Annotated in this window: 20 protein-coding genes, 2 tRNA genes and 1 other RNA gene; 12 read left to right on the top strand and 11 right to left on the bottom strand. The window is 72.3% G+C overall.

The features are described 5' to 3' along the window. Positions 1-5 precede the first annotated feature (5 nt). Positions 6-81: transfer RNA gene (locus ACWCO8_RS13520), tRNA-Gly, on the top strand. Between the two features lie 48 nt (positions 82-129). Here ACWCO8_RS13520 and ACWCO8_RS13515 read toward each other — a convergent pair. The 6 genes from ACWCO8_RS13515 to ffs all read right to left on the bottom strand — a co-directional run bounded on the left by ACWCO8_RS13515 (position 130) and on the right by ffs (position 8,447). Further along, complete coding sequence (locus tag ACWCO8_RS13515) at positions 130-1,041, bottom strand: phosphoribosylaminoimidazolesuccinocarboxamide synthase (protein WP_451032344.1); 912 nt, start codon at positions 1,039-1,041, stop codon at positions 130-132. Between the two features lie 106 nt (positions 1,042-1,147). Next, a complete protein-coding gene (locus ACWCO8_RS13510) occupies positions 1,148-2,608 on the bottom strand; it encodes a N,N-dimethylformamidase beta subunit family domain-containing protein (protein ID WP_451032343.1) in 1,461 nt (486 codons plus the stop codon). A 149-nt stretch (positions 2,609-2,757) separates the two neighbouring features. After that, the gene (locus ACWCO8_RS13505) at positions 2,758-4,653 is read right to left on the bottom strand and encodes a hypothetical protein (protein ID WP_451032342.1); all 1,896 of its coding nucleotides are present in this window, start codon (positions 4,651-4,653) and stop codon (positions 2,758-2,760) included. A 217-nt stretch (positions 4,654-4,870) separates the two neighbouring features. Further along, positions 4,871-6,121 (bottom strand): phosphoribosylamine--glycine ligase, encoded by a 1,251-nt coding sequence (gene purD / locus ACWCO8_RS13500; RefSeq protein WP_362015482.1) that lies wholly within the window; start codon positions 6,119-6,121, stop codon positions 4,871-4,873. A gap of 61 nt (positions 6,122-6,182) precedes the next feature. Then, positions 6,183-8,312, bottom strand: a complete 2,130-nt coding sequence (locus tag ACWCO8_RS13495) for a DNA polymerase III subunit gamma and tau (protein ID WP_451032341.1) — start codon at positions 8,310-8,312, stop codon at positions 6,183-6,185. A 36-nt stretch (positions 8,313-8,348) separates the two neighbouring features. Next, positions 8,349-8,447: signal recognition particle sRNA small type (gene ffs, locus ACWCO8_RS13490), an RNA gene on the bottom strand. A gap of 108 nt (positions 8,448-8,555) precedes the next feature. Between ffs and ACWCO8_RS13485 the strand changes: the two genes are divergently transcribed. Further along, a tRNA-Ser gene (locus tag ACWCO8_RS13485) sits at positions 8,556-8,643 on the top strand. Positions 8,644-8,748: 105 nt separating this feature from the next. Here the strand turns inward: ACWCO8_RS13485 and ACWCO8_RS13480 are convergent. Next, positions 8,749-9,516, bottom strand: a complete 768-nt coding sequence (locus tag ACWCO8_RS13480) for a TetR/AcrR family transcriptional regulator C-terminal domain-containing protein (RefSeq protein WP_451032340.1) — start codon at positions 9,514-9,516, stop codon at positions 8,749-8,751. A gap of 140 nt (positions 9,517-9,656) precedes the next feature. Here ACWCO8_RS13480 and ACWCO8_RS13475 point away from each other — a divergent pair, with 140 nt between their 5' ends. The 4 genes from ACWCO8_RS13475 (at position 9,657) to ACWCO8_RS13460 (ending at position 14,847) form a co-directional block, all read left to right on the top strand. Next, complete coding sequence (locus ACWCO8_RS13475) at positions 9,657-11,195, top strand: MFS transporter (RefSeq protein ID WP_451032339.1); 1,539 nt, start codon at positions 9,657-9,659, stop codon at positions 11,193-11,195. A gap of 223 nt (positions 11,196-11,418) precedes the next feature. Further along, positions 11,419-11,844, top strand: coding sequence for a hypothetical protein (locus ACWCO8_RS13470; protein ID WP_451032338.1), 426 nt, complete (start codon positions 11,419-11,421; stop codon positions 11,842-11,844). A gap of 64 nt (positions 11,845-11,908) precedes the next feature. After that, the gene (locus tag ACWCO8_RS13465; protein WP_451032337.1) at positions 11,909-12,568 is read left to right on the top strand and encodes an ABC transporter ATP-binding protein; all 660 of its coding nucleotides are present in this window, start codon (positions 11,909-11,911) and stop codon (positions 12,566-12,568) included. Continuing rightward, entirely contained in the window at positions 12,565-14,847 is a 2,283-nt protein-coding gene (locus ACWCO8_RS13460; protein ID WP_451032336.1) for an FtsX-like permease family protein, read from the top strand. Before ACWCO8_RS13465 ends, ACWCO8_RS13460 begins: the two co-directional genes overlap by 4 nt. Here the strand turns inward: ACWCO8_RS13460 and ACWCO8_RS13455 are convergent. Beyond that, the gene (locus tag ACWCO8_RS13455) at positions 14,844-15,113 is read right to left on the bottom strand and encodes a hypothetical protein (RefSeq protein ID WP_451032335.1); all 270 of its coding nucleotides are present in this window, start codon (positions 15,111-15,113) and stop codon (positions 14,844-14,846) included. The genes ACWCO8_RS13460 and ACWCO8_RS13455 overlap by 4 nt on opposite strands. Positions 15,114-15,168: 55 nt before the next feature. On the opposite strand from ACWCO8_RS13455, the gene ACWCO8_RS13450 reads away from it, so the two are divergent. Continuing rightward, complete coding sequence (locus ACWCO8_RS13450; protein WP_451032334.1) at positions 15,169-15,897, top strand: MerR family transcriptional regulator; 729 nt, start codon at positions 15,169-15,171, stop codon at positions 15,895-15,897. Positions 15,898-15,901: 4 nt separating this feature from the next. Here the strand turns inward: ACWCO8_RS13450 and ACWCO8_RS13445 are convergent, their stop codons facing one another. After that, on the bottom strand, positions 15,902-17,155 hold the full coding sequence (locus ACWCO8_RS13445; RefSeq protein WP_451032333.1) for an MFS transporter: 1,254 nt from the start codon (positions 17,153-17,155) through the stop codon (positions 15,902-15,904). Positions 17,156-17,250: 95 nt separating this feature from the next. Between ACWCO8_RS13445 and ACWCO8_RS13440 the strand changes: the two genes are divergently transcribed. The 5 genes from ACWCO8_RS13440 (at position 17,251) to ACWCO8_RS13420 (ending at position 22,698) form a co-directional block, all read left to right on the top strand. Beyond that, complete coding sequence (locus ACWCO8_RS13440; RefSeq protein ID WP_451032332.1) at positions 17,251-18,282, top strand: DUF5937 family protein; 1,032 nt, start codon at positions 17,251-17,253, stop codon at positions 18,280-18,282. A gap of 66 nt (positions 18,283-18,348) precedes the next feature. Beyond that, positions 18,349-19,404: an aldo/keto reductase gene (locus ACWCO8_RS13435; protein WP_451032331.1), complete on the top strand. Its 1,056-nt coding sequence runs from the start codon at positions 18,349-18,351 to the stop codon at positions 19,402-19,404. Between the two features lie 130 nt (positions 19,405-19,534). Further along, positions 19,535-20,740, top strand: a complete 1,206-nt coding sequence (locus tag ACWCO8_RS13430) for a winged helix DNA-binding domain-containing protein (RefSeq protein ID WP_451032330.1) — start codon at positions 19,535-19,537, stop codon at positions 20,738-20,740. Positions 20,741-21,040: 300 nt separating this feature from the next. Next, positions 21,041-21,478: a YciI family protein gene (locus ACWCO8_RS13425; RefSeq protein ID WP_362015442.1), complete on the top strand. Its 438-nt coding sequence runs from the start codon at positions 21,041-21,043 to the stop codon at positions 21,476-21,478. Positions 21,479-21,480: 2 nt separating this feature from the next. Then, positions 21,481-22,698 carry an RNA polymerase sigma factor gene (locus ACWCO8_RS13420; protein ID WP_451032329.1) on the top strand — a complete coding sequence of 406 codons (1,218 nt, stop codon included), beginning with the start codon at positions 21,481-21,483 and terminating at the stop codon, positions 22,696-22,698. Between the two features lie 127 nt (positions 22,699-22,825). On the opposite strand, the gene wrbA is transcribed toward ACWCO8_RS13420, so the two are convergent. Continuing rightward, on the bottom strand, positions 22,826-23,434 hold the full coding sequence (wrbA, locus tag ACWCO8_RS13415; RefSeq protein WP_451032328.1) for an NAD(P)H:quinone oxidoreductase: 609 nt from the start codon (positions 23,432-23,434) through the stop codon (positions 22,826-22,828). A 94-nt stretch (positions 23,435-23,528) separates the two neighbouring features. Next, positions 23,529-24,371 (bottom strand): RNA polymerase sigma-70 factor, encoded by an 843-nt coding sequence (locus ACWCO8_RS13410; protein WP_451032411.1) that lies wholly within the window; start codon positions 24,369-24,371, stop codon positions 23,529-23,531. Positions 24,372-24,592: the final 221 nt, after the last annotated feature.

Below are 24,592 nucleotides of genomic sequence, written 5' to 3'. Positions count from 1 at the left end.
CGCATGCGGACGTGGCTCAGTTGGTAGAGCATCACCTTGCCAAGGTGAGGGTCGCGAGTTCGAATCTCGTCGTCCGCTCCATGAAAGAAGCCCCCGGTCCTCTCGGACCGGGGGCTTCTTCGTGTCGTCCTACTGCCAGTTCACGCCCGTGAGCAGCTCGTACGCCTCGATGTACTTGGCGCGGGTCGCGTCCACGATCTCCTGCGGGAGCGCGGGCGGCGGCTGCTCGCTCGTGCGGTCCCAGCCGGAGGCCGGGGAGGTCAGCCAGTCGCGCACGAACTGCTTGTCGTACGAGGGCTGGGCGCGGCCCGGCTGCCACTGGTCGGCCGGCCAGAAGCGGGACGAGTCCGGGGTGAGCACCTCGTCGGCGAGGATCAGCCGCTCGCCCTCCTCGGTGGACACGAAGCCGAACTCGAACTTGGTGTCCGCGAGGACGATCCCGCGCTCGCGGGCGATGTCCCGCGCCCGGCCGTAGACGGCGAGGGTCGTCTGGCGCAGCAGGGCGGCGGTCTCCGCGCCGACCTGGCGGGCGACCTCCTCGTACGACACGTTCTCGTCGTGGTCGCCGACGGCCGCCTTGGTGGCCGGGGTGAAGATCGGCGCGGGCAGCTCGGAGCCGTCGCTGAGGCCCTCGGGGAGCGCGAGGCCGCAGACCGTACGGGACTCCTTGTACTCGGCCAGGCCGGAGCCGGTCAGATAGCCGCGGGCCACGCACTCGACCGGCACCATCTTCAGGGACTTGCAGACGAGGGTGCGGCCCGCCCAGTCGGCGGGGGCGCCGGCCGGGACGTCGGTGGAGATGACGTGGTTCGGGACGAGGTCCTCGAGCCGGTCGAACCACCACAGGGAGAGCTGGGTGAGCACCCGCCCCTTGTCGGGGATCTCGGTCGGCAGCACCCAGTCGTACGCGGACATGCGGTCGCTGGCCACCATCACGAGCTCGCCTGCCTCGTTCTGGTAGAGGTCGCGCACCTTGCCCGTGTGGAGGTGGGTCAGGCCCGGGACCTGAACGGGCTCGGGCTTTTCTACGAATCCGGACACGGTTCCTCCGCGTAGGTTGATCCAGGAACGGGTCGATTCTCTCGCACCTGCCCGGCCACCGGACCATCGGCCCCTCGAACGCGCTGGTCAGTACCCGATCCGGGGGTCAGTCCCGCTTGCAGATCCGGTCCAGGAGGTTCGCCGTGGCGCGCTGGATCCGCTGGTCGACATGGCCCGGCCGGTCCAGGGCCGGCGACCAGGCGAAGGTGCCCGAGGCGAAGACCCACGCCCCGGACGGGGCGCGGTAGAGCGAGGTCTCCTGGTGGCGCAGGGCGCCCTCGCTGTCCCGGTACGGCGAGTGGGCGAGCAGGATGCGGCCCTCGTGCTGGGGGAGCGCGGTGCGCGGGAAGTAGCGGTCCGCCTCGCCCGCGACCAGACCGGGGATCTCGTCCCCGTCCCCGGCGCCGGTGGCCTCCCAGAGCCAGTGGTCCGCGTTCCGTACGACCAGCGGGTGCGGCTCCGGCACCCGGCCCGCGTACTGGATCCCGAGCAGCTGCTGCTCCGGGCGGTCGATCTCGCGCCAGAGCGCGGAACGGCCGGGGCCGCGGCGCTTGCGGCAGGTGAGCAGCCGGTCGGGCACTCCGGACGGGGACGGGCCCAGCTCCACCTGCCAGTACATGGTGTTGGCGGAGAGGAAGACGAGCGAGGTGCCCTGCTCGCGGGCGAGTTCGACGGTCCGGCGCATGGGGACGGACCAGTACTCGTCGTGGCCGGGGAAGACCAGGCCCCGGTAGCGGGTCGGGTCGACGCGGCCCGCGTGCAGATCACGGGTCTCTGCGTAGGCGAGGTCGTAGCCGTACCGCTCGGCCCAGCGGATGAAGTCGTAGGCGTGCCCGACGTGGAGGGGGAGGCCCGCGCCCGCGTAGGGGCGGTCGAAGGAGACGGTGATCGCCGCGTCCTCCTCGCCGAGGAGCCGGCCCTGCTCGTCCCACGCGTGGTAGAGGCTGGCGCCGGTGTGGCCGTCCTCCGGATAGAGGTTGTACGCCTGCCAGGTGATGTCCGGGAGGACGAGGAGCAGGTCGGCGGGGTGGTCGTCGCGGACGGTGAAGGGGATGTGGGAGCGGAAGCCGCCTGCGGTGGTGAGCACGGCGACGTACGCGCCGATCGACCAGTGGGCCGGGATCTGCAGCCGCCAGGACTGCCACCAGTGGTGACAGGAGACCGTGCGGTCGGCGGTGAGCGGGGCCGGCTGGACGATGCCGGAGAGCCGGGGGCTGGTGGTGATCTTGGTGGCGCCCTCGCCCGCGTAGTGACCGATCCGGTAGATGTCGACCGAGAACTGCTGCGGCGGGTCCACGGTGATGTGGAAATCGATCGCCTCGCCCGGCGCCACGGCCCCGTTGGAGACGAACCCCTTGATCTGGCCCCGTACGTCGTCGGCCGTGCGGGGGCCGCCGCTGCCGCCGCGGGCCAGGGTCTCGTCGGCGTACCAGGGGACAACCTGGCCCGTGTCGTCGAAGTAATTCTCCGAGCCGCGCAGCCAGGGCAGGGGGCCCTGGCCGAACGGGTCCGTGACGGCGTGGGCGAGCGCGCCCGACTCCCACCGCCTGATCTGGTCCGCCCCCATGTCGCGCCCCTCCCTCGACTCCCCCGTGCGCCGTGTCATGTGCTGCTGTCAGTGCCGGTCTCCAGCACATCACATAACGCACGCACTCCGTCACCGTTCGTCGCGAATTGACGTGAAACGGAAGGTGCACTTCCGGCCCTTGGGCGGTCTCAGACGAGGCGGACGGGCTTCTCGGGGCGTACGCCGGTCTCCGCGAGCCAGGCGCTGAGCGGGTCGGGGTCGCCGTCCTCGACGAGGGCGAGCACGCGGGCGGTCAGGTCCGTGCTCCGCACGCCGCCGACGAGGAGGGCGGGCCCGTCGAGCCAGTCGAGGCCGGGGGCGGCGCCCGCGGTGTCCACGGCTGCGCAGCAGACCATCGCCGTGACGTGGTCGGCGAGCAGGTCACGGCCGGTCCGGGGCGGCTGCAGCGGGAAGAGCGGCAGCGCGTCGCCGCCGAGGGCGTCCGCGTGCGGCGCGGGCTCGGCCGGCACGGGCCGGGCGGCCTCCTCGCGCGCCACGTGGGCGGTGAGGGCGGCGGCGAGGGCATCGGCGGCGGGGTTCGCGGCGAGGGGCTGCTCGGGGTCGAGGTGGGCGGCGGGTTCTTGGTCGGGGTCGGGGTGAGCGGCGGGCTCTTGGTCGGGGTCGGGGTCGGATTCGGGTTCCGGGTGGGGCTGGGGCGCGGGGTGGGGCTGGGGTCCGGTCGCGGGCTCCGGGTTGGCCGAGAGGTGGGTGAGGACGCGGGTCAGGGTGGGGCCGTCCACGTTGTCCGTACCCGTGGCCGTGCTCGTGCCCATTCCCGTACGCGTACTCGAAGGGGCGGACGGGGACGGGCCGGTGCCGGCACCGTCCGCCGGGCCCGTCGGGAGGACGCCCAGTTCGTCGAGGACCTGGTGGAGGCGGGCCGCGTCGCTGCGCCACTTCCGGTCCACGACCTCCTCCGGGTACTGGCTCCAGTCCACCGGGGACCAGTCGGGGCCCGGCTCCGCCGGGCCGCCGTGGAAGAGCCGGGCGGCGAGCAGCGAGGCGGCCTCGTCCACGGCGCCGGGCTCTTCGAGGAGGTCGCAGGCAGGGCGCTCGCCGAGCCGGGAGGCGAAGCCGTCGGCTAGGCGGTCCCGGCGGGAGAGCTCGGTGAGGGCCGCGACCACGCCCACGTCGAGGCTGGCCGGCCAGCGGCCCATCCGCCAGGCGGGCAGCGCGACGCGGGTGAGCAGCCGGTCCCAGCCCGCGTAGGCGAGGCCGACCTGCTCCTGGGCGACGATCCGGATGCCGTAGTCCACAGCCTGTGCGCGCTCGGAGCCGGCCACGGCGACGCCCCGCTCCATCTCGGCGGCGTGCCCGCGGCTCAACCGCAGCAGCAGCCGGGCGACCCACGCGATCCCGCGCGCGCCCAGCCTGCCGACCGGGCCGAGCCCGGGGGTGCGGGGAGCGGCGACGGCCGCGTCGAGGCCCTGCACGAAGCGGCGGGCCGCCGCTATGTCGGGGTGCGCCGCCGGAGCCGTACCGGCGACGACGGGGGCGAGGACCGCGCGCAGCTCGCCGACGCGCATCCACCACAGGAAGGGCGAGCCTATGACCAGGACCGGCGCGTCCGTGGAGCGCCGCAGGCCAGACGTACGGCCCGCGTCGTGCGCCGGGTGCGTACGGTCCTCGAGCCAGCTGTCGCAGTCCGGGGTCAGGGCTATCGCGGAGGGCGCCGGGACGCCGAGCCGGTCGGCCAGGTCCCGCACCATCCGGTACAGATCGGGGGCGGCCCGCTCGGAGAGCTCGACCGTCGGTGTGACGGCGGGCCGGGAGCGCGCGATGACCACGGCGACGGCCGCCGCCGCGAGCAGGACGACAAGCGCGAGCACGGTGGTGAACCCACGGGCCGCGTCCCAGCCGGGCCCGGTCATGTGACCGGTGACCCCGCCCGCGTACAGGATCACCGCCGCGGCGGTGGGGAGCAGTGCGACGGCCAGCGCCCTGGCGCGGACGCGGAGCACGGCGAGCGCCCGGGTGCGCGCGGCGCGCACACCCATCTCCTCGCCGACAACGGAACCGGAGCCGCTACCGGACACGCCGTTCATCACCCCCTCCTGCCCTCGTCGGGACTGCCTGTGGCGGTGTAGGTCACTCCCCCACTGTGGCACCCGCCACTGACATCGCAATGCCGGTGGGCCAAGTGCCGGAACGCCTTCGCCGCACCCTAGTTGGGGCTTCGGCGGGCGTCATCCGGATGGCTCAGCCGTCACTCGATGGAATGGCTTTGGGCAAAGGTGATGACGGTCCGGGACGGTTAGGGGTTCACTCCCCCGCGGCCTTGCGTGCGATGTCCGTACGGTGTTGCGAGCCGTCCAGACGGATGCGGGCGACCGCCTTGTACGCCCTCTCGCGGGCCCGCGCCAGGTCCTTTCCGGTCGCGGTGACGGAGAGGACGCGGCCGCCGGCGCTCACGATCGCGTCGCCGTCCCGCTTGGTCCCGGCGTGCAGGACGTACGCGTGCGGGGCATCCTGCGCCGCCACCTCGTCCAGGCCCTCGATCGGGTCGCCCGTCCGCGGGGTCGCCGGGTAGTTGTGCGAGGCGACGACGACGGTCACGGCCGCGTCGTCGTGCCAGTTCAGCGGCGGTTCGTTGTCGAGGGTGCCGTTGGCGGCGTTCAGCAGGACGCTGGCGAGCGGGGTGCGGAGGCGGGCGAGGACGACCTGGGTCTCCGGGTCGCCGAAGCGGGCGTTGAACTCGATGACCCGTACGCCACGGCTGGTGATCGCCAGACCCGCGTACAGCAGGCCCTGGAAGGGGGTGCCGCGGCGGCGGAGCTCGTCGACCGTCGGCTGGAGGACGGTGTCCATGACCTCGTCGACCAGCTTGGGGTCGGCCCAGGGCAGCGGGGAGTAGGCGCCCATGCCGCCGGTGTTCGGGCCCTCGTCGCCGTCGAGCGCGCGCTTGAAGTCCTGCGCGGGCTGGAGCGGCAGGACGGTGACGCCGTCGGTGATCGCGAAGAGGGAGACCTCGGGGCCGTCGAGGTACTCCTCGATGACGACGCGGTCGCAGGAGAGGGCGTGGGCGCGGGCCTCGGCGAGGTCGGAGGTGACGACGACGCCCTTGCCGGCCGCGAGACCGTCGTCCTTGACGACGTACGGAGCGCCGAAGGCGTCGAGCGCCTCGTCGATCTCCTCGGCGGTGGTGCACACGTAGCTGCGGGCGGTCGGGACGCCGGCCCCGGCCATGACGTCCTTGGCGAACGCCTTGGAGCCCTCCAGCTGCGCCGCCTCCTCGGACGGGCCGAAGCAGGGGATGCCGGCCGTACGGACGGCGTCGGCGACGCCCGCGACGAGCGGGGCCTCCGGGCCGACGACGACCAGGTCCGCCTGGAGGTCGGCGGCCAGCCGTGCGACGGCGTCGCCGTCCAGCTGGTCGACAGGATGCAGCTCGGCGACCTCCGCGATTCCGGCGTTGCCGGGCGCGCAGTGCAGAGCGGTGACGTCGGGATCGAGGGAGAGAGAGCGGCACAGGGCGTGTTCGCGGGCGCCGCCGCCGATGACGAGGACCTTCACGCCAGCCAGGGTAGCCCGCGTGGCCGGATGCCCCTTGTGCGGGCCACCGAGCGAGACGCCCCTACTCGTTCGTGTATTCCTCCACAACGGTCGCCCCGAGCTCGCGCACGATCAGTTCGTGACCGGACAGCGCGGAGTCGACCAGGTCCGGGTCGTCCTCCTCGGGCACGTCGTCCTCGGGCGCCACGGGCATGGGGGCGGGGGCGGCCTGCGGGGGCGTGGGGGCTGTGTGGGCGTTCTGGACGTTCTGGATGGGGGGAGCGGCCGCGGCGGGCGGGGCCTGCGGGGGCTGCTGCGCCGGGGCCCACTGCTGCTGCGGAGGCGCGGCGGGGGCCTGCGCGGCCGGAGCCTGCCCGGCAGAGGCGGGACCGGCCGGACGGCCGCCGCCGAAGCCGGTCGCGGCGGGCGGCGGGTTGACGCCGCCCGAGGGGTCGATGATCGCCTCGATCTTCCACTGCACGTTGAACTGGTCGGCCAGGACCTGGCGCAGGACGTCCTCGCTGCCGCTGCTGGCGAAGTTGTCCCGCGCGCCCGCGTTGAGGAAGCCGAGCTGGAGCGTGGTGCCGTCGAACCCGGCGACCTGGGCGTTCTGGCTGAGCAGGATCCACGTGAAACGGCGCCGGTTCTTGACCGCGTCGAGGATCGACGGCCACATGTTCCGCACCTGGGCGGCGCCTTGGGCCATGTCGCCGGAGGGGGCTTGTGCGGCCGGGGCCTGCGGGGTGGGCGCGGCGGGGGCCGGGGCCGCGGGTGTCGAGGCGCCGGCGCCGGGCCAGGCTCCGGGGGCGGGTGCGCCGGGGGTGGCGGCACCGGGCCAGGCACCGGGCCGGGGCCCGCTCTCGGGCTGTACGGGAGCGGGTGCGGGGGCTTGCTGGGTCGGGGCTTGCTGGACCGGGGCCTGCTGCACGGGCTGCGGGGCGGGCGGGGGCGGCGGCGGGGCCATCGGCGTGTGGGCGTCGGGCCCGGGGACGTACCCCATGGCGGGCGCGGGCGAACCGGCCGTGAAGACGGGGGCGGGCGCGGGCATGGCGGCGGCGCCGCGCTCCAGCCGGTCGATCCGGGCCTGGAGCGACCGCTCGTCGTCGAAGGCGGCGGGCAGCAGCACGCGCGCGCAGATCAGCTCCAGCTGGAGCCGGGGCGAGGTGGCGCCGCGCATCTCGGTCAGCCCCGCGTTGACGAGGTCGGCCGCGCGACTGAGCTCGGCCGCGCCGAAGACGGACGCCTGCGCCTGCATGCGCTCGACGACGTCCACCGGGGCGTCGATGAGCCCCTTCTCGGCGGCGTCCGGCACGGCGGCGAGGATCACCAGGTCACGCAGCCGCTCGAGGAGGTCGGCGACGAACCGCCGAGGGTCGTTCCCGCCCTCGATGACCCGGTCGACGACCTCGAACGCGGCGGCCCCGTCCCCGGCGGCGAACGCGTCGACGACGGAGTCGAGAAGCGACCCGTCCGTATAACCGAGAAGAGAGGTCGCCATGGCGTATGTCACACCGTCGTCGGCGGCTCCGGCGAGCAGCTGGTCCATCACGGACATCGAGTCACGCACGGAACCGGCACCGGCGCGCACGACGAGCGGCAGCACGCCGTCCGCGACGGGAATCCCCTCGCGCCCGCACACCTGCCCCAGGTACTCCCGCAGCGTGCCGGGCGGCACGAGCCGGAAGGGATAGTGGTGCGTCCGGGACCGGATGGTCCCGATGACCTTCTCGGGCTCGGTCGTCGCGAAGATGAACTTGAGGTGCTCCGGCGGCTCCTCGACCACCTTCAGCAGGGCGTTGAAGCCCGCCGAGGTGACCATGTGCGCCTCGTCGATGATGTAGATCTTGTACCGGCTGGAGGCGGGCCCGAAGAAGGCCTTCTCCCGCAGGTCACGGGCGTCGTCCACGCCACCGTGGGAGGCGGCGTCGATCTCGATGACGTCGATCGACCCCGGCCCGTTCCGCGCCAGGTCTCGGCAGGACTGGCACTCGCCGCAGGGCGTGGGAGTGGGACCCTGCTCACAGTTCAGACAGCGCGCGAGGATGCGCGCACTGGTCGTCTTGCCACAGCCGCGGGGCCCGCTGAACAGGTACGCGTGATTGACCCGGTTGTTCCGCAGGGCCTGCTGCAACGGGTCGGTGACATGCTCCTGCCCGATGACCTCGGCGAAGGACTCGGGACGGTAGCGGCGGTACAGCGCGAGAGACGACACGTATACGAGGTTATAGGCGCCCACCGACAACCCGGGAACGCAAGCGCCCCTCACGCACCCGCCAGAGCCGACCTACCCTTGCTGCCTTCCGGCCCTGGGGGAGTTCAGTCAGATAGCGCCACGTGAGGGGCTCCGCCAAGGGTACCTGATCCCAGACCCCCCGCGGGCCCCGCTCCCGACCACGGGGATCCCCTTCTGGATCACGTTCGCGAGCACCCCTCAGCGTCTTGTATTGTTTGCGGCGGAGGATTCGCCTAGAGGCCTAGGGCGCACGCTTGGAAAGCGTGTTGGGGGCAACCCCTCACGAGTTCGAATCTCGTATCCTCCGCCAGCTCGAAGGGCCGGACCGCATCTGCGGTCCGGCCCTTCGGCGTTGTTGTCCGTGCTGCTTGTCCGTGTTGTTGTCCGCCCCGAGCAGGCCGGGCGGCCAGCGCGTCTACGGGGCGAGGCGCAGGGCGAGGCCGTCGAGGATGACGTCCAGGCCGTACGCGAACTTGGCGTCGCGGGACTCGACCGGGTCGAGGGCGGCCAGGGACTCCTGGTAGGAGTCGGCCAGGTGGGCGTGGTCGGACGCGGCCTGCTGGGCGGCGGGGGCGAGGCGGGCGATGAAGTCGGCCTCCGTCTCGCCGGAGCGCGCGACCGTCGTGAGCCAGGCCGCCTCCGTCGTACTCATGCCGATCACGTACGCCAGGAGGGACTCGATCGCGCGGCTCGGCTCGGGAAAGCCAACGGCCGTGAAGAGGGCCGCCAACCGCTCCGAGTACGCCATGAGGTTGGGGCCCAGGTAGGCGAGGCCCGCCTGGCCGAGGACCGAGGCCAGCCAGGGGTGGCGCAGCGCCGCCGCACGGAACGAGCCGGCGGCCTCGATGGCTGCGGCGCGCCAGTCCGTGCTGTCGGCGGGCGGTACGGAGATCTCGCCGAAGACCTCGTCCACCGCGAGCTCCATCAGCTCGTCCTTGGTGGCGACGTGCCGGTAGAGGGAGGTCGCGCCGGCGTTCAGACGGGCGCCGAGCTTACGCATGCTCAGCGCCTCGATGCCGTCGGCGTCCAGCATGACGATCGCCTCGCGGACGATCGAGGCGCGGCTGAGCGCAGGCTGCTCGGCGGCGGACTGCTGACGGGCCCAGACGGACGGGATGGGGTTCGTGGGGCCCGTCGGGCTCGATGGGTTCGGTGGGCTCGTCGGGGTGGGCTTCTCGGCCATGTGAACCTCCGCGATGGGCTGCGTACAGCGTGCGCATTCAGCGTACAGGAGTGAGGGCTTGCGCACGGTGTACGCGTCTGCGTACAGTGTTCGCACCGAAGGAACACCGTGCGCAGCCGAGAGGAAAACGAGGAACCCCCATGGAAACCGTCCGCAATCCACGCCGCTGGTGGATCCTGGTCGTGCTGTGCCTCAGCACGCTGGTCCTGGTCGTCGACAGCATGGCCCTCACCGTCGCGGTCCCCTCGATGACCGCGGACATCGGCGCGAGCGCCACGGACATCCAGTGGATCCTCGACTCCTACATCCTGGTCTTCGCCGGACTGCTGCTGACCTCCGGAAGCCTGGGCGACCGGTTCGGGCGGCGGAAGGTCATGATCATCGGCCTGCTGCTCTTCGGTCTCGCCTCACTGGCCGCGACCTTCTGCGACGACCCCGGTGAGGTCATCGCCGTACGCGTCGCGATGGGTGTCGGCGGCGCGTTGATCATGCCCTCGACGCTGTCGATCCTCATCACCGTCTTCGACGAGGACGAGCGCAGCAAGGCGATGGCCGCGTGGGGTTCGGTGTCGATGCTCGGCCTGGTCGGCAGCCCGGTACTCGGCGGCTTCCTGATCGACCACTTCTCCTGGCAGTCCATCTTCCTCATCAACGTGCCGGTCGTGATCCTGGCCGTCGTCGCCGCGCTCACCCTGATGCCCGAGTCCAAGGGCCCCTGGCAGAAGGCGGACCCGCTCGGCGCGGTCCTGTCGGCGGTCGGCATGACCGCGCTGATCTGGTGGATCATCGAGATCCCGCAGCACGGCGCCTTCGAGGGCCGTGGGGTCGTCACGCTGGCGGTCGCGGTCGGCGCCCTCGCCGGGTTCGTGATCTGGGAGAACGTCACCGCGTCGCCGATGGTCCCGCTGGTCCTCTTCAAGCACCGCAACTTCAGCGGCGGTTCGCTCTCGCTGACCCTGGTCCAGATCGGCAACGGCGGTCTCCTGCTCGTCCTGACCCAGTACCTGCAGTTCGTGCTCGGCTACTCCCCCGTCAAGGCGGGCCTCGCCTTCGTCCCGCTCGCCGTCGCCGCCCTGATCGGCAACGCCGCCGGCGCCGGGCTCGCCGCGAAGGTCGGCTACCGGCCGCTGATCGTGGGCGGCCTGCTGGTGATGGCCGGCTCGTTCGGCCTCCTGACGACCGTCGACGCGACCTCGGGCTTCACGGTCCCGGCGATCGGCCTGGGCCTCCTCGGCCTCGGCGCGGGTCTCGCCATGCCGGCGGCGGTCGGTGCGCTGATGGGCACGATCCCGGAGGAGAAGGCGGGCGTGGGCTCCGCCCTGAACGACACGATCCAGCAGGCGGGCACGGCCCTCGGCATCGCGATCCTCGGCTCGCTCCTCTCCAGCCGCTTCGCCTCGGAGATGCCCTCCGACGCCCCGGAGCAGGCCAAGCACTCCATCGGCGGCGCGCTGGCCGCGGCGGGCGGCGACAGCACCCTGGCGAACGCGGCACGGGAGGCCTTCACGACGTCCATGTCGGCGACCTTCACCATCAGCGCGATCGGCGTCTTCGTGGCGGCGGTGCTGGCGGGAGTGGTGATGCGGGACGGGAAGCCGAAGGGTGGGGCGGAGGCTGGGGCTGGGGCTGACGCTGCGACTGAGGAGAAGCTCGCCTCCGAGCAGGAGCTGGTCGCCTGACGGCGACAGCGACGAGCGCGCGGCTGGCCGCACACGGTGGAAGGCCCCGACCGGGGAACGGTCGGGGCCTTCGCCGTACCGCCGTACTGACGGCTCATGTGGTGATGTCACCGGATCGAGCGGTCCGAGCAGGCAGTGACGTTCCGCCCGCCACTTCGTTCCGTGATCGCTGGAACACTTTCCGCTACGCCCTGTCGGGGGCGCTCTCAAAGTGGAGGAAAACGTGCGGAAGTTGACGACGATCGCGGTGGCGGCGGGGCTGTTCCTGGGTGGGGTGGGGGCTGCGGTGGCGGATTCGTGGCACGACCTGCCGAAGATGACCACTCGCGGCGTGGTCGCGACCGGCGAGTACACATGGGAACCCAGGGGGCAGAACCACGGCGGCTTTCACTTCGACGTGAAGCTCAAGGACGACGAGGCGACGGACGGTCACAACGTCTACCTGGAGACCAAGGTCGAGGGTTACAGCTGGAGTCGCCTCTACGGCGTGCAGAGGAAGACCGTCACCCTCAAGAAGGTGATCTACGACGGCGCCGCCCAGTACACCAACGAGGCCTGGATCCGAGCCTGCCGCGACCGCGGATCTCTCCGCCCGGACAACTGCGCGGACACCCTGAACTACAAGCGCTCGAACCCGCGACAGCGGTAACCGCAGCCGAGGAATTCGGAGGCCGCCGACGTGCGGCCTCCTCAGCAAGGGAGTTCGCACCACGATGGACGCCATCCTCCGCGCCGAGGGCGTGGATCTCTTCTACGGGCCGCAGCAGGCCGTCAGCAGCGCCGACTTCGCGCTGAAGCGCGGGGAGGTGGCGGCCATCATGGGAAGCAGCGGTTCGGGGAAGTCGTCGCTCCTGTACTGCCTCGCAGGGGTACTCGCCCCGTCGCAGGGAACCGTCTCGTTCGACGGGGTCTCCCTCGCGACCCGCTCCGACGACGAACTGAGCACGCTGCGCCGCGAGCGGTTCGGGTTCGTCTTCCAGTACGGGGAGTTGCTGCCCGAACTGACAGTGGAGGAGAACGCCGCACTCCCCCTGCGCCTCGCCGGCCAGCGGAAAGCACCCGCGCACGCGGCGGCCGGTGAGGTGCTCGGACGGCTGGGCATGACCGAGCTGTTGCAGCGCAGGACCTCTCAGCTGTCCGGTGGGCAGAGTCAGCGGGTGGCCGTCGCGCGGGCGCTCGTGCACCGGCCGGACGTGGTGTTCGCGGACGAGCCGACCGGTGCGCTCGACAGCGTCAACGCCTCGGCCGTACTGGAGGAGTTCCTGCGGCTCGCCCGGGATCAGGGGACGGCCGTGGTCATCGTCACGCATGACGCGAGCGTGGCCGAACACGCGGACAGCCGGTACACGATGACCGACGGGAAGCTGAAGTGAATCCCTTCCTGCTCGGCATGCGGCTCCTGTGGCGTGGCGGCCGCAGGGGCCGCGCCCGGTTCCTGCTCATGACCTTCGGCTGCTCGCTGGGCGTGGCCTGCCTCGCCGCCGTCCTCACCATTCCGGCGATCCTCGCCGCACATGACGAACGGACCGCCGCTCGACAGCCGCTGGGCAACTACGCTCCGAAGGGCGGCTGGTCGACCACTGACACGATCGCGATCAGCCGTGATGACGCCTACGGCTCCCAGCCGCTCCATCGGCTGTTCGTCGCCCGCCCGGCCTCCGGACCGGCGCCCGTTCCTCCGGGCATCGACCGGCTGCCTGCCGCCGGAGAAGTGATCGTCTCACCGCGGCTGCGCGAGGTCCTGGCCGAGTCGCCCGGAGTCGCGGGACTCCTGCCGGGCAAGGTCACCGGCACCATCGGGCCGGACGGACTTGCCGGACCGGACGACCTGTACGCCTACATCGGCAGCTCCCACACCCCGATTCCGCAGGAGGGCTCCCAGCGCGTGGACTCCTTCGGCTCGCGCTACGCCATACACGAAGTGGTGGAAGAGTCCACCCTCGACATTCTGCGGTTCACGCTCGCCTGCGTGGTCCTCTTGCCCCTCGTCGTGTTCCTGTCGGTGTGCGCTCGGCTTTCGGCCGAGTCACGCGCCCGCAGGCTCGCCGCGCTGCGGCTCGTCGGCCTGAGCGTGAAGGACACCTTGCGGGTCAACGCCGGCGAGACCGTGTCGGCCGCGTTCCTCGGGGCGCTGCTCGGGATCGCCGGATACCTCGGCGTCAACGAAATCATGGCGAGGGTCGGCCTGCCGGGTCTGCACTGGTATCCGGCCGACGGACGTCCCGACGCCGGCACGCTCGTCGCCTGCCTGGTTCTGTGTCCGGCACTCGCCTGGTTCGTCGGACGCCACAGCGCCCGAGCGGCCGCGCGAACCCCCCTCAACGTCCGGCGCACCGCCGAGCGCAAGCCTCCGAACGTGTACGGAACGCTGCTGCTCGTACCAGGGCTCGGCGTCATCGGTGGCTACTGCGCCCTCAGCGTGCTCGGGCGCGATCCGTCCGGCGGCTCCTCCAACACCGTCCTCATCCCCGCCGCCGTCCTGCTGACGGGAGCGGGGCTGGTCCTCGGCCTGCCTCCGATCACCGCCTGGCTCGCCCGCCGGCTCGCCGCCACCGCACGCTCGCTGCCTCTGTCGCTCGCGATGCGCCGCACCGAGGTCGAGCCGGGCGCCTCACTGCGCGTGGTCACCGGACTCGTCCTCCTCGTCTACGCGACGTCCCTCACCCAGGGCGTCCTCGTGGAGCTCAGCCAGGTGAGCCGCAACACCGCGCCCGTACAGGAGTACAAGATCAGTCTCGCCGAGCTGACCCCTCAGCAGCGGGAGAAGATGACCAGGGTCGAAGGAGTCAGGGCGCATGGCATCGATGCGCCGTCATGGGGGCCCGGCGGCAGCACCAGCTTTCCGGACCTCGATGCGACTGTCGCCACTTGCGCCCAACTCGCCGTCTTCAGCAAAGCTGCACCGGGGTGCGTCGACGGGAGGCCCGTCCGGCTTGCTCGCCCTGGCAACCCGCTGTCTGAGGACGCCCAACCGGGCAAGTCTTTCCAGATCCTTCTGGACAACGGAGCAAAGCTCACGCTGCCCGTCCCACACGAGGTGCTGACGGCTCGCACCTACGAGTCGTACGACCTGAGTGCCAGCGACATCCTCATCCCGCCCTCTCTCCTCCCACCCGGCACCCTGCCCGCCGAAGGTCACCTCGTTCTCGCGTCGGCCTCCGATCCGGAGACCGTCCGCACCGTCCTCGACGCCGTCGGGGCCATCGCGCCCACCGCCGAGGTCAGACCCGTCGGGATCGTCGTCGAGTCCCTCGCCCAGCTCACCGTCATCCGGAGTCTGCTCGGGGCCGGCATGGTGCTCGGGCTGGTCATCGGGGTGGCCGCGTTCGTCGTGTCTGTGGCTGATCGGGCCATGGAGCGGCGGGGGCAAGTGGCTGCGCTGGTGTTGCTCGGGGCCCGGGCGGGGACGTTGCGGGTGGTGCAGTGTGTGCAGGTGGTCGTGCCGCTGGGGGTGGGGTTGGGGGCCGCCGTGGTGACCGGGTGGCTGGCCGAGTCGAGTTATCTGATCACCGGGGGTGGGGCCGTGCACTGGGACTGGAGTGGGTTGCCGTTGCTGCTCGCCTGCTGTCTCGGGGTGCTGCTCGCCGCCGGGGTCTCCGCGCTGCCGCTCGTGCGTCGGCACGTCGACCCCGAGCACATTCGGCGGGACTAGTCGGCCCTGAGGCGGCGGTCCAGTTCCTCTGCCGCCGCCTCGTAGCCCGCGTCCGCGATGCGCTGGAGTTCTCGCAGGTCACCCTCCTTCGTCGCGCGGCGGGTCAGGAGGAAGCCGGCGTGCATCGATCCCTCGTCCAGGAGTTCGCTCAGCTCCTCGACCTCGCCCGCCTCGTCCGCCAGGTCCGCCAGGCGGTCCAGGGCCCTCTCGTTGCCCGCGTCGGCCAGGTCGCGCAGGGTCTGTTTGTCATGGTTCGGGTTTGTCATGACACCCATGCTGCAACCCTGCCCCCGGGGCAGGGTCAAGTGCGAGGATCGGCTTGTGATCACCATCGGGCAGCTGGCCGCCTCCGTCGGCGTTTCGGTCAAGACCGTCCGCGTGTACCACCAGAAAGGGCTCCTTCCCGAGCCCGAACGCGACGCCTCCGGCTATCGCCGGTACAGCGCCGGCGACGCCATCACCCTCATCAAGATCCGGACACTCGCCGAGGCCGGGGTCCCCCTCGCCCGGATCCGGGAGCTGATGTCCGCCTCCGAGGGAGAGTTCCGGCAGGCCTTGCACGAGATCGACGACGCGCTTGTCGCGCGAATCCGTGGGCTCCGTACTACCCGCGCGCGGCTCCAGCGGCTCTCCGCCGGGCAGCTCGCGCCCCTGCCCGCCGAGGTCGTCGACCATCTGGAGCAGCTGGGGCGCTGGGGGTTCACGGCCCGCTGGGTCGACCTGCAGCGCGACCTCTGGATCCTCGTCTTCGCCACCCACCCCGAGAGCGCCGACGCCCTCTTCCACGACCAGGCCCAGACCCTCGCCCAACCCGCGCTGCGGCAGCTCTTCCTCGAGTACGACCGCGCCTACGATCTCGACGCCGACGACCCCGCCCTCCCCGCCCTCGCCCGCCGCATCCTCGCCGCCACCCGCGAACGGTACGGGGACGCCCCAGCAGTCGAAGTCGACTCCGCCTCCCCCATCCCTGGGCTTGTCCAGGACGACATCAACGCCTCCTCTCCCGCCTGGCGGCGGATCGATTCGCTCTTGCGGGCGGGCAGCCCCTAGGCCCCTACGCCGCCAGGCCGTGTGCCGTCCTGCGCTCCACCCTTGCCCTCAGCGCCCACGTTCCCGCCGCCGCCAGCAGGCCGCCCACCAGCGCCGTCCCCCACAGGAGCGTCGGGCCGACGCCGGTGTACACCGTCACGCCCAGAGTGAGCGCCCCGAAGCGCGCCAGGCCCCACGTCCAGCTGAAGGCGCCCTGGTAGCGGCCACGGGCGTGGGCCGGGGCGAGGTTCGCCACCGTTGCCGCCGCGATGCCCGCCACGACCACCTCGCCCAGGGACCAGACGACCACCGACACCGTGAACCCGACCACCCCGTCCGCCAGGCCCGTCAGCGCCACGCCCGCCGCGATCAGCACGCTGCCCGCGCTCTGCACCGCCAGCGGCGGCAGCTTGGCGAGCCGGGCCGTGACCAGGGGCTGGAGCGCGACCACCAGGATCGCGTTGACCGCCGCCATCGCCCCGTACACCGCCGGGGACAGGCCGTTGTCCCGGATGGCGAGGGGCAGGGCCACCTCGGTGAGGGAGTAGACGAACAGCTGGATGCCGAAGAGTGGGAGCAGTGCCATCGCCAAGCGGTCTCGGAACACCACCCCGTAGCCGATGCCGTCGGGGCGAGACGTCTGTGCCGATGTCGGTGCCGACTTCTGTGCCGACGTCTGCGCCTGCGCCTGTGCCTGCGTCTCTGCCTTCTGCGCGCGGCTCGGTTCGGTCAGTCTCGTCGCCACGATCGTCGCGTAGATCAGCATCGTCCCCGCGTCCACCGCGAACAGCAGCCAGTACCCCTGCGCCGCCAGGAAGCCGCCGAGCACTCCACCCACCGCCGTACCGATGTTCACGCCCCAGCCGAAGAGCGCGTACGCCCGCTGTCTGCGTTCCGCGTCGACCGCGTCGGCCATCAGCGCGTACGCCGCCGGGGCGACCATCGCGCCCGTCGCGCTAATCAGCAGCGCCGCCGCCGCCATCGTCCACACGCCCGGCGCCACGAACAGCGCGCCGTGCGCCGCCGCCGCGCCGACCAGGCCGGTCAGCATCGTCGGGCGGCGGCCGACGCGGTCGGCGAGGACGCCGCCGAGCGCCGGGCCGAGGAGGTTACCCGCGCCCAGGGCGCCGAGGACGTACGAGGTGTCGGTCCCCGTGACCCCGCGCGCGGCCAGGAAGAAGACCAGGAAGGGGGTCACGAGGTAGCCGAGGCGGTTGACGATCGTCCCGGCGAACAGGGTCCAGACGGTGGGCGGCAGGCCGCGGAAGGAGGTGAGCATGCGTGGAGACTCGCCCCCCGCCGCATCCGACGGCCATTGATTAAGCTCAGGCCGAATCCAACAAGCCTATGGCTACGGTCCTCAGGGGTGGAATCATGGAAACCGGGCTCAGTTTCTCCGCCGCCGACCTCGCCCAGACCCGGTTCGCGGTCTCCCCCATGTGGGAGGTCGTCACCAGTTTCCGGCTGCTCCGCGAGGCCACCGACCCGCCCCTGCACCGGCGTTGGGCCGCGCAGGTACGGCCCCGGGTCAGCGTTGCCGGGCTCGACCGCGGCTGGCTGGCCGCGCTCGTCCCCGGCCACGGCTTCCTCGCCGACTTCCTCAACCCGACGCCCACCTCCCCCTTCCCCACCCTCGCCGCCGAGCTCGACGCCATCCGCGCCACCCCGCGTGAGCAGGTGTGGGCCGACCTGGACATCCTCGCGTCCAAGGAGCCGTCCAAGGAGCCGTCCAAGGAACCGGACGAACGGCGTACCGACCGCGCCCGGCTGCGGCTGCTGCGCGAGGCGCCCGAAGTGGCCCTGGAGAAGGTCGCCGACGAGATCGAGACCTACTGGGAACTCGCCCTCGCCCCCTACTGGGCCCGCATCCGACGCCTCCTCGAAGCCGACGTCTTCCACCGCGCCCGGCAGGTCGCCGAGCACGGCTCGGCGCGCGTCCTCAGCGAACTGCACGAGACCGTACGGTGGGACGACGGCACCCTCCACCTGGTCCGGCGGCACTGCGCGCTGACCCGGGACGAGGCCGGCTCGGGGCTGCTGCTCGTTCCCTCGGCCTTCGCCTGGCCCCGCGTCCTGACCCGCTCCGTCGCCCCCGAACCACCCCAACTCGCCTACCCCGCAAGGGGGATCGGCTCCCTCTGGGAACCGCGTACCAGCTCCGCGGCCGACGCGGTTGCCGCCGTCATCGGGCGCTCGCGCACCCTGCTCCTCGCCGAGCTCGACACGCCGACCTCCACCACCCGGCTCGCCGCCCAGTCCGGTCTGTCCGCCGCCGGCGTCTCCCAGCACCTCACCGCGCTCCGCAACGCCGGCCTCGTCACCGCGCACCGCGCCGGGCGCTCCGTCCTCTACGCCCGTACGTCCGTCGCGGACGCGCTTCTCGCGCCGGCGGGGGACGCAGGGTGACGACCCCCTACAAGTTCCCGTAAGGGTCTTGCCCTGGAGTCGGCTCCAGCTCCTAGAGTGCGCCGCATGCGATATCGCGTACTCGGCGGGACCGGGATCGAAGTCAGCGCGTACTGCCTCGGCACCATGATGTTCGGCGCCATCGGCAACCCCGACCACGCGGACTCCGTACGGGTCATCCACGCCGCCCTCGACCAGGGCATCAACTTCGTCGACACCGCCGACATGTACTCCATGGGCGAGTCCGAGGAGATCGTCGGCAAGGCGCTGCGCGACCCGAAGCGTCGCGCCGAGACCGTCCTCGCCACCAAGGGGTACTTCACCATGGGCGACGGGCCGGCCCGCGGCGGGCTCTCGCGGCGCTGGCTCACCCGCGCCGTCGAGGACAGCCTGACGCGCCTCGGCACCGATTGGATCGACCTCTACCAGGTCCATCGCCCCGACCACCGTACGGACATCGAGGAGACGCTCGCCGTCCTCGGCGACCTCCAGGCCCAGGGCAAGATCCGGGCGTTCGGCTGCTCCACCTTCCCCGCCGAGCAGATCGTCGAGGCGCACGCCGTCGCGGAGCGGCGCGGGCTGCGCGCCTTCAGGACCGAGCAGCCGCCGTACTCGCTGCTCGCGCGAGGCGTCGAGAACGCGGTGCTGCCGGTGGCGCAGAAGTACGGGATGGGGGTACTGACCTGGAGTCCGCTGGCATCCGGGTTCCTCACCGGGAAGTACCGCAAGGGGCAACCGGTCGATCTGACCAGCGGGCGGCCCTCGATCACACCGCACCGCTTCGACCCGGAGATCCCCGGCAACGCGGCCAAGCTCGACGCCGTCGAGCAACTCGTCGCCCTCGCCGAGGAGATCGGCTGCTCGCTGCCCGCCCTCGCAATCGCCTTCGCCGCGGCGCACCCGGCCGTGACGTCCGTGATCATCGGGCCGCGGACCCGGGACCAGCTGGACGGGCTCCTGAAGGGCGCGCCGCTCGTCCTCGACGACGAGGTCCTCGACCGGATCGACGAGATCGTCCCGCCCGGCACCAACCTCTACCAGGCGGACGGCGCCTGGCGCCCGCCGCACATGACCGATCCGGCGCTGCGGCGGCGACCGGTGGGGGACCGCGCGGCCGGCTGATCGCGCGGAGGCGTCAGCCTCGGGAAGCCGGGATTCCGGGCCGCCGCTGCGCCTCGGGAGCTTGGAATCCGAGCCGCCGCTGCGCCCCGGAAGCCCCGACTCCGAGCCGCCGCTGCGCCATGCTTGCCGCATGGGGAACAAGGCGCGGCACACCCGTCGTATCGAGGCGGACGAACGCAGGGCCCGGCTGGCCGTACGTCATCGGCTGGCCGGGACGGCACGGGCGGCGAGCGCGGAGGAGGTGGCCGGGTCGCTCGTGGCGCTGCACGCGACCGACCCGGCCACCGTCTTCCTCGCCGTCGGCGCCCGGCTGGCCGGGAAGCAGGGCGAGGTCGGGCCGGTGGCGGGGGTGGAGAAGGCCCTGTACGAGGACCGGACGCTGACCCGGATGCACGGCATGCGGCACACGATCTTCGTCTTCCCGACCGCCCTCGTCCCCACCGTGCACGCCTCCACCACCCGCGACGTCGCCACCCGCGAACGCGCCACGCTGCTCAAGGACCTGGTTAAGGGCAGCGCGTACGACGACGCCTGGCTCACCGAGACCGAGCGGCTGGTCCTGGCCGAGCTGACGGTACGGGGCGAGGCGACCGGCGCCGAGCTGGGCGAGGCCGTGCCACGGCTGCGCGCGCAGTACATGTACGGGGTCGGCACCCGGCAGGAGGGGCCACAGTCCCTCTCCAGTCGGCTGCTCCGGGTCCTCGGCATGGAGGGCCGGATCGCCCGCGGCCGCCCGCAGGGCGCCTGGACCTCCAGCCGCTTCCGCTGGGAGCCGACGCCCGAACGGCCCGACCCCTCCGACGAGTTCGCCCACGCCGAACTCGTACGGCAGTGGCTCGCGGCCTGCGGTCCCGCCACCGAGGCGGACCTGAAGTGGTGGACCGGGTGGAAGGTCACCGACGTCCGCAAGGCGCTCGCGGCGATCGGCGCGGAGCCGGTGGAGCTGGCGGAGGGCACGGGGCATGTCCTGCCGGACGACCTCGAACCCGTAAGGGCCGCCGACCTGGAACCCTGGGCCGCGCTGCTGCCCGCGCTCGACCCGACGGCGATGGGCTGGCAGTACCGCGACTGGTACACCGACCCCGCGCACAAGGCCGCGCTCTTCGACCGCAGCGGCAACATCGGCCCGACCGTGTGGTGGAACGGCCGTGTCGTCGGCGGCTGGGCCCAGCGGCCCGACGGGGAGATCGCGCTCCGGTTCCTGAGCGACGAGGTCGGATCGGAGGCCAGGGCGGCCGTCGAGGCGGAGGCGGCTCGGCTGCGCGGGTGGGTGGGGGACGTCCGGGTCACACCCCGATTCCGTACGCCGCTGGAGCGGGAGCTGTCGGGGGCGTAAGGCCGGGTGAGCGCGCGAAGCCGGTGACCCTGGAGGGGAAGCTCCGGGGTGCCTGGTGAGGCCGTGAGGCCTCGGAGGGGAGCCCCCGGGTGAGCCCGGTGAGGCCCTGGAGCGGTCCCTTCCTGGTTCCCTTCCTGGGTCCCCTCCTGGTTCCCCTCCTGGTTCCCCTGGGTGGAATCCCCGAGAAATTCGTACGCGCCCCCGGCGAGGTGTCGAGAATCGGAACCCGGCTCCGACGTCCCCTGTGAAAGGCCGAAGGAAGAGACACCGGCCAACGAACACTCAGCTAAGGAGCACGTCATGAAGTACCTCGTCATGGTGCAGGGATCCCAGGCCGACTACGACATCATGTCCGGCAAGCGCCCGGGTCAGGGCCCCGCCTGGAGCGAGAAGGACCTGCAGGCGATGTTCGAGCACATGGGGTCCATCAACAACGACCTCGCGGAGTCGGGCGAGCTCGTCGACGCGCAGGGACTCGTCGAGCCCCGGCTCACCCGGCACGTGAGCGTCGACAAGGCCGGGCAGCCGGTGATCACCGACGGGCCGTACAGCGAGACGAAGGAACTGCTGGCCGGCTACTGGATCCTCGACTGCGCGAGCCTGGAACGGGTCACCGAGATCGCCGCGCGCGTCGCCCGCTGCCCGCAGCCCGAAGGGGCGCCGGAGTACCCGATCGTGATCCGCCAGATCGACCAGCGGACCGAGTCCGACCTGGCCGAGGACTGGAGCACCAACTGAGCGTGGACCCCGAAGGAGCCGAGGAGAGCGTCGAGGACCTGCTGCGCCGGCACGCGCCGCAGGTCCTCGGCGCGCTCGTACGGCGGTACGGGCACTTCGACGCCGCCGAGGACGCCGTACAGGAGGCCCTGGTGGCCGCCGCCGCGCAGTGGCCCGAGTCCGGTACGCCCGACAATCCGCGCGGCTGGCTCATCCGGGTCGCCTCGCGGCGGCTCACGGACCAGCTGCGGGCGGACGAGGCGCGGGCCCGGCGCGAGGAGACGGCCGCGCGCCTCCAGCCGCGCGAGGCGCGGGCGGCGCCGTCCGACGACGACACGCTGACGCTGCTCTTCCTCTGCTGCGACCCGTCGCTCGCGCCCGCCGCCCGGGTCGCGCTGACGCTGCGCGCGGTCGGCGGCCTGACGACGGCGGAGATCGCCCGGGCCCATCTCGTACCGGAGGCGACGATCGCGCAGCGGATCAGCCGGGCGAAGGCGAAGGTGCGCGACCACCGGTTCAGCCCGCCGGGGCCCGACGACCGGGACGCCCGGCTCGCCGCCGTCCTCCAGGTGCTGTACCTGATCTTCAACGAGGGGTACACCGCGACCTCCGGCCCCGCGCTGCACCGCGCCGACCTGGCCCGCGAGGCCATCCGGCTGACCCGGGCCGTCCGCCGGCTGCTCCCGAGGGAGGCCACGGTGACCGGCCTGCTGGCGCTGATGCTGCTCACGGAGGCCCGCAGCGCCGCCCGAACGGGCCCGCACGGCGAGCTGATCCCGCTCGACGAACAGGACCGGACGCGCTGGGACCGGGCCGCGATCGAGGAGGGCACGGCGCTGGTGGAGGAGGCGCTGACCGAGGGCCCGCCGGGCCCGTACCAGCTCCAGGCGGCGATCGCCGCGCTGCACGACGAGGCACGGCGGGTCGAGGACACGGACTGGCCGCAGATCCTCGCCCTGTACGACGTCCTGGTCGCCGACTGGCCCCACCCGATGGCCGAACTGGGGCGCGTGGTCGCCGTCGCGATGGTCCACGGCCCGGAGGCGGGCCTCACCGAACTCGCCGCCCTGGAACCCCGTCTGAAGGACCACCACCGCCTCTCCGCCGTCCGCGCCCATCTCCTCGAACGCACCGGCGCCCGAGAGGCCGCCCGCGAGGCCTACGCCGAGGCGGCCCGCCTCACCCTCAGCCTCCCGGAACGTCACTACCTGCGGATAAAGGCGGCCCGGCTGGCGGAGTAGCCGCCTACTGCGGTCAGTGGGCGTGCGGGCCCACCGACGTGTGCGGCGTGCCCTTGGGGACCAGGCCTGAGACGCGCCTGTGCCCCCGGGGAGACCCCGGGGGCACAGGCGAAACAGACCGACTCGCTCAGTCCGTCGCGAGGCCCTTCAGGCGCTTGGCGATCGTCGTGAGGCGGCGGCCCTGGTAGCGGGCGGCTTCGAGGACGTTCTCCTCGGGGGCGCCGCTGCCGCCCGCGTGGGAGGTGCCGTAGGGGTTGCCGCCGGCCGCGTAGACGGCGCCGTCGGTGAAGCCGGGGGAGACGATGACCGAGCCCCAGTGGTGGAAGGTGTTGTAGAGGGCGAGCAGGGTCGACTCGTTGCCGCCGTGCACGTTGTGGGCGCTGGTGAAGGCGGTCGCGGGCTTGTCCCAGAAGACGCCGCGCTGCCACAGGCCGCCCGTGGTGTCGATGTACTGCTTCAGCTGGGCGGCGATGTTGCCGTACCGGGTCGGCGAGCCGAGCGCGTACGCGTCGGCCCACTCCAGGTCGTCCAGCGTGGCGACCTCGACGTCCGCGGTGGCGTCCACGTGGGCGCGCCAGGCCGGGTTGCCGTCGATCGCGGCGTCCGGGGCGAGCTCGGTCACGCGCCGCAGCCGCACCTGCGCACCGGCCTTCTCGGCGCCTTCGGCGACGGCCTGGGCGAGCTGGTGCACGCTCCCGGTCGAGGAGTAGTAGATGACGGCGACGTTCACGGACATGACGAGCTCCCCTTAAGCGGATTCGGTTCCGTTTCAACCACTCCGAAGTTAAACGGATAGCCATCCACTTCGCAAGCCCGCCCCACCGCGCGCCTCACTTCAGGGTCAGCGACGTCTCGGACTCCACCCTGGTCAGCTTCTCCGGGTTGCGGACGTAGTACAGGCTGGTGACCTTGGTGTCTTCCAGCCGCACCGCCAAGACGCCGTCGATCTCGCCGTCCAGGTACAGGACGAGCGCCGGATTGCCGTTGACCACCGTGAGGCCCGCGGAGAGCGCGCCCGCGTGCTTGCCCGCGCCGCCGAGCATGAACCGGGCCACCTTGTCGGCGCCGATGACCGGCCGCCGCGCCGCCTGCTTGATGCCGCCGCCGTCGCTCAGCAGGACCACCTCGGGGGCGAGGACGTCCAGCAGGCTCTGCAGGTCCCCGGTGGCGAGCGCGCGCTGGAACGACTCCAGGGCCGCCCGGGTCTCGCTCGCGGAGACCACCGCGCGGGGGCGGCGCGCGTCGACGTGCCGGCGCGCGCGGTGCGCGATCTGGCGCACGGCCGCCGGGGTCTTGTCGACGGCGGCCGCGATCTCGTCGTAGCCGAGGTCGAAGACCTCCCGCAGCACGAAGACCGCGCGCTCGGTCGGCGACAGCGTCTCCAGGACGAGCATCAGCGCCATCGACACGCTCTCGGCGAGCTCGGCGTCCTGGGCCACGTCGGGCGCGGTGAGCAGCGGCTCGGGCAGCCAGGGGCCGACGTACGCCTCCTTCCGGCGCGACAGCGTGCGCAGCCGGTTGAGGGCCTGCCGGGTGGTGATCCTGACCAGGTACGCGCGGTGCTCCCGCACCTCCGCCAGGTCAACCTCCACCCACCGCATCCAGGTCTCCTGGAGCACGTCCTCGGCGTCGGCGGCCGAGCCGAGCATCTCGTACGCGACGGTGAAGAGCAGGTTGCGATGGGCGACGAAGCTCTCCGTCGCCGGGTCGGTGGCGGGGGCCGAAGCCGGGTCGGTGGCGGGGTCCGTAGCCGGGTCGGTGGCGGGGGCCGAAGCCGGGTCGGTCGTGGAGTCCGAAGCCGGGTCGGTTGCGGGGTTCGTAGCCGGGTCGGTCGTAGGGTCCGAAGCGCGGTCCGTCACAGGGTCGGTCGCCGGGTCGGTCACAGCTGAGTCCT

This window comes from Streptomyces sp. NPDC001927 (assembly GCF_053594455.1).
Note: the sequence above shows the minus strand (reverse complement) of the source record. Positions and strands in the feature narration are given on the sequence as shown.